Origin of the sequence: Pseudoalteromonas sp. ESRF-bin5 (assembly GCF_002632075.1) — a bacterium.
GTDB lineage: Bacteria > Pseudomonadota > Gammaproteobacteria > Enterobacterales > Alteromonadaceae > Pseudoalteromonas > Pseudoalteromonas marina.
The window spans coordinates 1-11419 of record NZ_NTLW01000120.1; the positions used below are offsets into that span (position 1 = coordinate 1).

Consider the following 11419-nt stretch of genomic DNA (forward strand, 5'->3'; position numbering starts at 1 on the left):
AATGCACAACCAATAATGTCGGATGACGCCTTCGGCTTATCCAACCTACATGATTGGTTTAAATACGTAGGTTGGTTAAGTGACGGAGTCACGCCAACCAACAAACCAACATCACCTCAAGCCGTATTACATTTATAATGCACAACCAATAACGTTGGATGACGCCTTCGGCTTATCCAACCTACGTAAGGTAAATACACGTAGGTTGGTTAAGTGACGAAGTCACGCCACCCAACATTAACACGATGCACGGCCGTTACATTCATTAAAACGTCCTTATTGTTCATCTTTTAAGGTGGAAGCTATAGTTCGCCAGCAAAGGCTTTTTGGCTTAGAGAGTTAAAGTTATCATTAAGTAACTCACTACTTCTATTGAAGCTTTTTACTTTCTGCTTAGTTATTTTCACAATCATCTCAAACTCATTTTGCAGTTCTATTGGTGGTAATAAAACCTTAATATTTTGTAGCTCTTGCGCGTTAATGTTTGCCATACCAACGATACTTTTACACATACCAACTAAAGTTTTTTTTCCGTGAGCTGAATTTAGGTAGCCAGATAAATAGTAATTATTTCCAAGTTCATTAGTTCTTACTCTAATCAAGTAACCTGCTATAGCCATTGGCTTTTCTTCTTCGAAAACAGCTGTTTTACCAACTAACTCTTTACTGTTTGTGCGGTTAAAAAGTAAATCACCTTTTTGCGTTAAGTATTTAGGTTTATCTTTTTCACTCAAATCAATATATTTTAAATTAGTAAAGTCCCATCCACCTTCATATGTAATATTTCCCATTCGTAACATTGGGTATTCGCCTTCAGTTTCTGACGCTTTACCTGATGAGCCGTAATTTGCCGTTTCAACAAAATCACGAATAGTACCCATTGGAAACCCCTTCGGGTTGGTGACGGGATCGCCGAACATGTCTAGGAAGACGCTGCGTAGGAAGTCGTCGGCGAGTTGGATGGCTTGTTGGCGCTTGCGGCGGATGGCATCGGCTTTATCTAAAATCGCGGCTATGCGTTTTTGCTCATCCAGTGGAGGGAGTGGGATTTCTAATTCCTTTATTTGTCCTAAACTTAAGTTTGAAATAGTTGCAGTAACTTTCTTACCACTAATTTGTCTGAGTGCATCATTTGTTGTTAACCAATGTAGCAGGTACCTTGGAAGTAACTTACTCTTATCAAACCTTAATATTGCAACAGCCTGATTGCAATTTGCTTCAGGGAAATCATCAGGAACAATAGCAACTCGACCAATTGTACCAGCTATGGTTATTAAGAAATCACCCGGCATTATCTTTGAGCGGTTTAGTGCATTATGAGTATCTTCACTAATATAAAGAATATCTTTTAAATGTACGCTTGATCCTGAGAGGTTTTGTATCCTTAAAAAAGGGACGCCCTCATCTTCAAATTTCATTCCAAGTGACGTTGGTGTTGTTCCTTTTGTTACAACACTGCATAGCTCGCCTAACTTTTTTCTGGTTGCTAGCTTACTCACAACATTTTCTCCAACGCTTTTAGGTCGTCAAGAATTTCATTTTCCAAACTCACTAGCTTACCTAAAATCTCTTTCGGCGGATCGTACGTTTCTTCTTCGTATACCACTTCTTTATAGCGGTTGATTGACAGGTCGTATTTGTTGCTAGCTATGTCGTCTTTGCTTACCCAAAAGGCCTTTTGAGTTTTATCATTACTATCACTTGTCGCCTGTGCTTTATCACGGGCTTTAAATTCGCTAATTAGGCTTGGTAAGTCGTTGTCTTTTATTGGGGTGCGTTTGTCGTCCAAGCTAAAGCCGTCGGCTTGCACGTCGTAAAACCATACGTGGTCGGTGCTGCCGCCTTTGGTAAATATGAGTATGGCGGTTGAAACACCGGCGTAGGGTTTAAACACGCCACTGGGTAGTGAGATTACGGCTTCTAGCTGGTTGTTATCCACCAGCATTTGGCGCAGTTGTACGTGCGCTTTTGATGAGCCAAATAATACGCCGTCGGGCACGATAGTAGCTGACTGCCCGCCCACTTTTAGCATGCGCTCAATAAGGGCAACAAACAGCAGCTCGGTTTTTTTAGTTTTTACCCTACGTAATAATTCAGGGCATACGTCTTCTTCGTCTAGGCTGCCTTTAAATGGCGGGTTGGCGAGTATTATGTCGTACCCTTCTTTGGACTTTTGCGGGTAGTGCTCTTTAAAGTTTTGGCTTAGGGTATCTTGATAATGTATGCCCGGTTGTTTAATACCGTGCATTACTAAGTTCATAGCGGCTACGCGTAGCATGGTGGCGTCAAAGTCAAAGCCGTTGAACATGTGAGCATCTATGTGGGTGCGCTGCTCTGGGGTAATTAAGTCGCCTGAGTAGAGCAGGTTTTCGAGCGGTTTACCGCTATCATCACATTGTACGTTGCCATCTACATCAAGCACGGGCTCGCGATCTATACCCTCGGCTGAGGTGTATTTTTGTAATAGGTATTCGTAACTTACCGATAAAAAACCACCGGTGCCGGTTGATGGGTCACAAATTTGGCTAGTAACATCTGGGTCCATCATTTCGACCATGGCGCGTATTATGTGGCGCGGCGTTCTAAATTGGCCGTTAATACCTGCGGTGGTGAGTTTACTCAATAGGTATTCGTATAAATCGCCTTTGGTGTCTGAGTTTTCAAGCGGCAGGTCGTTTACCATTTCAACCGCTTTTACCAATAGGCTTTGCTTTTGAATCATTAATTGCGCGTCTTTCATAAACTCGTTAAATATCGCGCCTTCTGGCGAAACATCGCCTGAGGTTTTTGAAAAGTACGGAAACAGTTCGTCTTTAACCAGCTTGTATAACTCTTCTGCCCCTAAATGGCGTAGGTTTTGCCAACGAATATGTTGTTCTGCATCGCTAAAGCGGCGGTTAAACGGCTGCTTAGTGCGCGCACTTCGTTTTTCGTCGGCTTGCTCGTTCATGTCGAGCATACGGGCGTACATTAAAAAAGTAATTTGCTCTACGACGGTAAGCGGGTTAGTGATACCGCCTGTCCAAAATTCTTCCCATAGTTTGTCGATTTTACTTTTTAAAGGTCCGGTTATCATTAATGTGTATCCTAGTTAGTGCTGTTTGAGCGCGGTGTAAATTACGCGTTTATAAAATTAAAGGTGTATTTGCTTTTCAACGCTTTGGGCTTTGCTGCCTAATTTTACGTCAAACTGCTTAATAAATTGCTCAATTACGTCGGCTTGTTGCTCGCTAAATACGCCATCGAGCCCCATGTCGTGTATTTGTGTAAAGGGTGCATCGTAAAGTTGGGCTATTTCAATAGATCCATGGCGAATTAAGTGGTTTTTTAGCATACCAATAAAGCGCTGTTGTTTGGCATTTACATGGGTGTGTATTTGCTGCACAAAGGTAGTAAAGCTCTGCTCTATGGCATTTTTATCCATGCCGACTATGGTACGCAATATTTTGTCTAAGCTCGCGGTTGATTCAGGAAAAAACTCTTTTAATGTATTTAAATCTACACTTGGGTTTTGCGTATGCACTAACGAGCTTAATTGCGCTAAGTCGGTTTCGGTTACTTGTTCGCCGTTGCGAATTTTTTTAAGTACGCTGTCGGTTTCAAATAACGGGGTGAGTGTTTTTTCAACCTCTTGGCGATATATTTGATAATCAATAGAGACTATTTTTGTAAGCCTGTCGGCTTCGTGTATTTGGTTTGTGTCTTCTTTTATATCAAGCACAAAGTCACCTTTTGGCGGCGTTACGCTTTTATTACGCAGGTGAATAATACTGCGTAAATTAATGCGGCTTTGCTCAAGCGCTGCATGGGTTAAATACTGCCAATATTGCTGTGTTTGTATTTCTGCTATCGCAGGTGCTTTGCTACGCACTTCGTTTAGGTGCATTTGAAGCGATTCAACTTTGTTCATTATACTTTGCTTAGCTAAATCAATTTGGTTTGCATCGGTAAATATTAGTGTTTGGATAGTGGTTAGCTCTAAATCAAACTTATACGCTTCACTTTGCCCCATTATGTTACGCCATTGCATAAGCGGCGCGACTTTTTCAAGCAGATCGCTTACTGTTTGCGGTGCAAATTGATTAAGACGTTTAAAATCCTTATAGGTTTCGACCACTAGCCAGTTATCGCGCACCGATATTGATTCCATTGGCAGTAGGCAAATATCGTCGTGAATTAATTTAATTGTTTGATCAAACACATCCATATTTGCTTTTTTTAGGGCCGTTTGTGCAAGGGTTACCCGCGCTTCAAATAGTTTTTGCAGTAACGATTTTGCTTGTTTTACGTCGTCTTCTTCTGGGTTTTCGTCGAAGTATTCAAAGTTTGCCCAGTGATCGAATATTAAAAAGTGAGTTTTGTGCTGCCCTGGTCCGTATAGGTTTTCGCATAAGCGTGTGCCACGGCCAATCATTTGCCAAAACTTTACTTTTGATTTTATGGGTTTTGCAAATACAAGGTTTACGCATTCAGGCACGTCTATGCCGGTGTCGAGCATATCGACCGATACGGCTATGCGCATGCTGTTTTCGTCGCTTGATTTAAAATCGTCTATTAGCTCTTCGGCCCGTTCGTACTTTGAGTGAATAACGCGGCAAAAATTAGCACCATGCTGTGGGTAAAGCTCACTAAATAACTGGGCCATTAATTCGGCGTGGGCTATGTTACGGGCGAATATAATTGTTTTACCGGGCAGTTGGCCGTCTTTATCGCGCAGACCTTTCTCCATTAAGTTACGCAGTATGAGCCTGTTGGTGTCTTTATTTTTAATGGCTTCGTCTATTTGTTTTGCGTCAAAGTCAAGCTCGTTAGGGTCAATGCCTTGCTCTTCTAATTGGGCTATTTGCTCATCGGTTAGGTTGTCTTTTTTAATGCCTTCGCGCAAAAACTGTGTGGTGTAACTTACTATTTTGTAAGGGACTAAGTTGCCTTGTTCTATCGCGTCTTCAAGTGGGTAGTTGGCTGTGGGTAGTTTGTAATCGCAACCAAACAAATCACACGTTGAGCGCGATACCATTTCTACCGGAGTGGCGGTTAAGCCTACCTCGAGTGCATCAAAGTACTTAAAAATATCACCATATATATTGTAAATTGAACGGTGGGATTCATCAGCTACTATTAGGTCAAAATAGCCTACGTCGTACTTGTTCATTATGCGTAGCATACCTGGGTACGTTGCTATAAATACCCGCGCGCTGGCTGCTGTGTTTTTAGCGCTTTTACCAACAATATGTACTGGCTCTTTGGTGAATTCGGTAAAGGCGTTACCCGCTTGTTTACGTAGTTCTTTTCGGTCACATAAAAATAGTACGCGCTTAGCCCAACCTGCATCGAGCAGCCGTTTGGCAAGGGCAATAGATACGCGTGTTTTACCTGTGCCGGTTGCTTGAACTATAAGCGCTTTGCGGTGTTTATCACTAAAACGCTCACACACTCGGGTTATGGTTTCCATTTGATACAAACGCCCTGCCACAGCAGTGTCTATCGGCGTTTTATTTAAGTCTTTTTTAAGTGTGCGCTGCTTTATTAAGTACTGTAGAGAATCTTTTGAGTAGTAACCGTATAAACCACGGCTATTATAGCCTTGCGTGTCGTCGAGAATTTTTATATCCCAGCCGTTTGAATAAAAAATAATAGGGCGTTGTCCATATTGCTTTTCGAGCGCGTTGGCATAAAGCGTTGCTTGCTGGCGACCTTTTTCGATATTTTCGCGGGTGCGTTTTGCCTCTATTACCGCAAGTGGTTTGCCGTCGTCATCCCATAATACGTAATCAACATAACCTACGCCTGTTGTTGTAGGTTGATCTGTTACTTTTACTTCTTTGCCAACGTCTTCTGTTGATTTGTCGTCAAGTGCTACATTCCAACCTGCATTACGCAGGTCTAAGTCGATAATACGCTTACGGGTTTCATCTTCGTTAAAGTTAAAACTTGAGTTAACAATTTGCTCATTTCGCGTTTTAACCTGGTTAAGCTTTTCAGCATCAATAGTTTGTTTTAGTTTTGCTGCTTGCTGCTGTGCTTGTTTTTGTGCAAGCTCTGCGGCTTCTAGTTCGTCAAGTGCGCGTTTTAAACGGGCCTGATTTTCGGCTAGCTGCTTGGTGAGTTGCTTGTTCTTTTTTGCAAACTCGGCATCACTTTGGTTAGTCGGCTGTGTTTGCTCAGGCGCTTTAAACTCTGGGCATTCTTGTTGCGTGCCATTGGCATACGCCATAAATAAGTACGAGGCTACAAAGTAGCTTTCTTTTAATATCCAAATAGCTTGTTGTTGATCAACTTTGCCTTCGTGGGCTGCTTGATTACCACTTTTACGAATGGCGTGAAGCTTATCGGTAATTAAACGCGGAACTGCGCTGGTAAAGTCGTCGGCGGTAAGTTTATCAAAAATATTAGAAGTGGGTAAAACAGGTAAACTAAGTTCTTTGTATAAGTATCCTACTACTTTTTCGGCAAAACAACGCAGCTTAACCAGTGAGCTTTGCGGATCGGTAATCGCATACTCTTCTGCAAAAGCGGCTAACTGGTGTAGCTCTGGCCACTTAGATTGAATGTGTTCAAAGTTCATTGATTGCTTCATTCCTGATTACTTCCTTATCAACTAATTTACCATGCGTTATTATTTTTATGCGTTTGCAAGCTTGCGAATATTAAGCCGTTATATTTATTTTTATATTGTGTGTTACTGCGCTTAACCAGTAGCTTGTTTCAAAGCTTTGGTTATTAGAGTCAATCGCTATTTTTTTAGCAAGCTCGTTTGGTAACACCTTATTTATTTTACTATTTATGCGGCTACGCGTTTGTTGCACAAAGGTTTTTTCCATTACTTTTAAATTACTGTGTAAACCGTCTCTAAAATCTTCGGGCTCTATGCCAAACGTATCACGAAATATACGTAAATCACTGCTATTTTGCTGTAAATGTATGAGGTACTCTTTGCTGTATCGCAAAGACTCTTCAAAATCACGACCCACCACTAGCTTTTTATGTTCACTTTGGCTGTATTGGTTTAACCATAAATAGAAGGCAGTTTCTTTTGCGGTAAGTTTAATTTCGATACCTGCAAAGGTGAGCGTTTTTGCTTTTGCGTTTACTTCAAGGGTTAAATCTTTTTTATGCGCTGAGTTTAAGCTTGCTACTGTTTGGCTAAACGATGCACTTTGCATATTTGCAATGAGGGTTTCGTCGATAGATTGGCGCATTCGTACAAAGGGTATTTCGGCAAGGGTTACATTTGCATTAATACAGTTTACTTGCGTGCCATTTTTACCATCAATAATGTGGTCGTAAGGTGTTGGGTAGTAAAAGTCTCTAACAAATTCAAATTCGTTATTCACAAATACATGACTGAGCGAATCTTGCTCACGGCCTAATAATGACATGGCATAGCCTAAATAAAACGCCATTGTTTTACGTCCACCTGCAATGGATGCATGAATACTAATATCGTTTTTATTGGTAAGTTCAAACACTTTACGCGTAATAAAGTCGGCCATGTAGGTTTGTTCTATTTCAGATTTAGCATCATTAATAGGTTGGCCTTTGTCATCTTCTATTAGCCAAATATTTTCATCGGGGAGTTTAATATCAGGAAGTTTATAATCTGCTATTAATTTAGCTAAATTACCTTGCTTAAATAATCCATCGGTGAGCATAGCCTTGGTGCTTTTTGTTGTAATAACAAAAATCTCTTCAGGCATAGGCTTACCCTGCTGATAAAGCGCAAAAAGAGTTTCGGTTAATACCTGCGGGCTTGCACCGGTAACTATTAGTAGTACATTCTTCATCAACGATCCTTTTGTATGAGGAATCTGCATAATACATAAATTACATAGTTAATGAAACTTGTTTGAGCTCAGTGGATTAGAGGCCTTATTTCTTGCCTTTAAGCTACGGTGTATAAACAACAGTAGCTTTAATTTAATAACTCTTTAATCAACACAGAACCCAGCTGGCGTGTATTAAACGGATTCCCGTTGCCATTTAAAATTGAAATCCCTAACTCTTTAGCAATATCACGCAAGTAAGGCTTACTGGGTGTTACAAGCTCGTCATTTAAAAACACTTCAATAGTGCCGTTTTCAAGCTCCACCAATTTGTAGTTATTCCATATAACTTCTTTTACATTTAATAATATACGTGGCTTAACTGGTGCGTTTATTAACTTACTCATTGTAATACAGCTTTTTCCCGTTACTGCATCACTCATTAGTTTTTTAGCTTCTTCAACGGGCGCATCTAATAAAGTTTCAACTTGCATCTCATCTGTATTGATTCTTAAAATAATTATACGATCGACCAAGTTTAGCGTATTAGTATTAAAGCTTATATGGCCACCTGTATGCATTCTACCTGTTGTTTTGACTGATATACGCTCGCCACTACTTGATACAACATCGTACCCCGCCTGGTTAACCTCTGTTGCCATGCGTCCATTTGTTATAAGTGCGGCGTAAAGCTCGCCAATTCTACCTGTTAAGTGTCTAAGCTCTGTTGCAGGTACATCCCAACTTAACTCCCTTTCTAACCAGCTCATTGCCTCACCCAGCGACTGAATGATTTGCATTTGTGTTAAAGCCATTTTATATCCTTATTTTATCTTCTAACCAACTTTTAAAAGGTGCTTATGTCCTGATACCGACAATGAACCTTGAGATGCCTTTGCTATATGCTCACTCCACCAGTTCATCAACTCTCTACGTTTTTCTATATATTCAGCTCTATTATAAGCAGAACGAACCTGGTTTTTATCTACATGTGCCAGTGCGGCTTCTATTATATCTGGATTAAACTCATGCTCATTTAATGTTGTTCTTCCAAGCGAACGTAAGCCATGGCTTACTAAACGGCCCTCAAACCCCATGCGTTTTAGAGCCATATTAGCAGTCTCATTGTTGATATGGGTTCTCGGGTTTCTGTCTGACGGAAAAACAAAGTCTCTATGCCCTGAAATGGGTTTTATTGATTCTAATAACTCTATAGCTTGATTTGATAGAGGAATGGCATGCTCTCTGCGCTTTTTCATTCGTTCAGCTGGGATAATCCATAGTTTATTCTCAAAATCAATTTCATCCCAACGAGTACCGGCCGCTTCACCTGGGCGGGTAAGAGTATGTAACTGCCATTCAATCAAAAAGCGAGTTACTCGTTTAATTGACGCCGTTGCAAGCGTTTGCATCAATTCAGGCAGCTCTTCTGGTTTTAACGAAGGCATGTTTTGTTTTTGCGGCTTTTTAAATGTTTCTTTTATTCCAGCAAGCGGATTAGCTTGAATATAACCACTATTAACTGCGTAGGTCATAACTTGGTTTAATCGTTGGCTTAAACGCTTAACTGTTTCTAGAGTACCTTTAGCCTCTATAGGCCTTAATATTTTTATTACTTGTGGTGCGTTAATTTTGCCAATAGGATATTTACCAATAACCGGCAGTATATGGTTATTTAATGATCGCCAAATATCTTCGCCATGAGCTTGCGTAAAATCAGGCTTTTTAACCTCAAACCACTCTAAAGCTACTTTATTTAGTGTTAACTCTTCTTGAGCCCGTTTAAAAGCTAAGGTTTCATCTCTATGCTCTTTTGGATCAGTCCCTAAAGCAACTAGTTCTCTGGCTTGTTGCGCTAACTTTCTGGCATTTACAATAGATACATCTGGGTACTTGCCTAATCCCATGTTGACACGCTTTTTTGTGATTGGATGGTAGTAATTAAAGTTCCAGAGCTTAGAACCACTCTTTCTAACTTTTACTTGTAAGCCGTTACCATCGGATAAAATTATATCTTTATCCTCTGCTTTTACTTTTTTAACGCTGTATCGGTAAGCTGCTTGGCTGATCTTGCCATAGAAAATGAATCCCACTCAAATTTAGTATTCTTTTATTATGGCAGCTTATTCAAGGAATACCATTTTAGATACTAAAGCTTTGAGCTTGGATGAAACAGCCTGGGACAGGGTAACACTCTAAGTCATTGATTTTGATTAGTTACAGACACAAAAAAGGACGTCCTGAGACGTCCTAATATTGAATGATGGTGGAGGAAGAGGGATTCGAACCCTCGTTAGGGATTAACCTAAACACACTTTCCAGGCGTGCGCCTTCAGCCACTCAGCCATTCCTCCACGGTGTTGCCTAGCAACAGCGCGTTATAGTATGAAATAGGTTACGCAGGTGCAAGGCCTTTTTAAATATGTACTGTTGAATGGCTATTAATCGTGCAGTTATTTACTTTTTCAATAAAAAACGGCTAAACCATAAGGCTTAGCCGTTTTTTATATCAGTCTAGTTACTTTACATTTGCTAAAAACTATTTAGCCATACTCGCCGTAAAGTCTAGCATGCGGTTAAGTGACTTAAGTGCACCTTCACGCAAGTCCATATCTACAAATACCTCTTTACCTTGAGGGTCTATTAAAGCCTCCTCAATCGCTTTTAAGCCATTCATTGCCATCCACGGGCAATGTGCACAACTTTTACAAGAAGCGCCTTCACCAGCCGTAGGGGCGGCAAAGAACTCTTTCTCTGGGCATAGCTGCTGCATTTTATAAAAAATACCGCGATCAGTCGCAACAATAAACTTTTTATTCGGCATTGTTTGCGCTGCTTTAATCAGCTGGCTTGTAGATCCAACGGCGTCAGCAAGTGCAACTATTTCTGCAGGTGACTCTGGGTGAACTAAAACGCCAGCATCTGGGTGCAGTGCCTTAAACTCTTTCAATGCTTTAGTTTTAAACTCGTCGTGAACAATACATGCGCCATTCCACATGATCATATCAGCGCCGGTATTTTTTTGAATGTAGCTGCCTAGGTGCTTGTCTGGGCCCCAAATAATTTTTTCGCCTTGCTCGTCTAAGTGCTCAACAATTTCAAGCGCGCACGATGAGGTTACAATCCAATCTGCACGGGCTTTAACCGCTGTAGAGGTGTTTGCATACACCACCACTTTACGATCAGGGTGCTGATCGCAAAATGCTGAGAACTCATCAATCGGACAACCGATGTCTAGCGAGCATGTTGCTTCAAGTGTTGGCATAACAACCGTTTTGTTTGGCGTTAAAATTTTAGCAGTTTCACCCATAAAACGAACGCCTGCAACGATGATCATATCAGCGTCGTGTCTTGCACCAAAGCGCGCCATTTCTAAAGAGTCGGCAACGCAACCGCCAGTTTCTTCGGCAAGGGCTTGGATTTCAGGATCAGTATAATAATGCGCTACGAGTACCGCGTTTTTATCTTTAAGTAATTGCTTAATACGTGCTTTGTATTCGCCTTGCTCGTCGTTTGTTAACGGTGCTGGCTTTGGAGGGAAAATATAGCCTTCAGGCATAATAGTTTGCGCTAAACTCATGTTCTCGACCACTTATTTACAGTGTATAAATTACGGCGAATTATACGAGAATAAAAACATAAATAACAGCAAACTG

6 protein-coding genes, 1 tRNA gene and 1 pseudogene are annotated in these 11419 nt (G+C 40.9%); all 8 read right to left on the reverse strand.

Features of this window, described 5'->3' with window-relative positions; all coding sequences use genetic code 11:
• Positions 1-302: 302 nt before the first annotated feature.
• On the reverse strand, positions 303-1499 hold the full coding sequence (locus BCG07_RS06155) for a restriction endonuclease subunit S (RefSeq protein ID WP_286889309.1): 1197 nt from the start codon (positions 1497-1499) through the stop codon (positions 303-305).
• Positions 1496-3076, reverse strand: a complete 1581-nt coding sequence (locus BCG07_RS06160; RefSeq protein WP_286889310.1) for a type I restriction-modification system subunit M — start codon at positions 3074-3076, stop codon at positions 1496-1498. Before BCG07_RS06160 ends, BCG07_RS06155 begins: the two co-directional genes overlap by 4 nt.
• Before the next feature lie 57 nt (positions 3077-3133).
• Positions 3134-6577 (reverse strand): type I restriction endonuclease subunit R, encoded by a 3444-nt coding sequence (locus BCG07_RS06165; protein ID WP_286889313.1) that lies wholly within the window; start codon positions 6575-6577, stop codon positions 3134-3136.
• A gap of 70 nt (positions 6578-6647) precedes the next feature.
• Entirely contained in the window at positions 6648-7784 is a 1137-nt protein-coding gene (gene csm6, locus BCG07_RS06170) for a CRISPR-associated ring nuclease Csm6 (RefSeq protein WP_138739915.1), read from the reverse strand.
• 128 nt (positions 7785-7912) lie between these two features.
• Positions 7913-8578: a DUF6998 domain-containing protein gene (locus tag BCG07_RS06175; RefSeq protein WP_262976899.1), complete on the reverse strand. Its 666-nt coding sequence runs from the start codon at positions 8576-8578 to the stop codon at positions 7913-7915.
• Between the two features lie 21 nt (positions 8579-8599).
• Positions 8600-9840, reverse strand: a pseudogene (locus BCG07_RS06180) (integrase domain-containing protein).
• Between the two features lie 187 nt (positions 9841-10027).
• Positions 10028-10117, reverse strand: a tRNA-Ser gene (locus BCG07_RS06185).
• A 185-nt stretch (positions 10118-10302) separates the two neighbouring features.
• Complete coding sequence (gene nadA, locus BCG07_RS06190) at positions 10303-11343, reverse strand: quinolinate synthase NadA (protein ID WP_058429118.1); 1041 nt, start codon at positions 11341-11343, stop codon at positions 10303-10305.
• Positions 11344-11419: the final 76 nt, after the last annotated feature.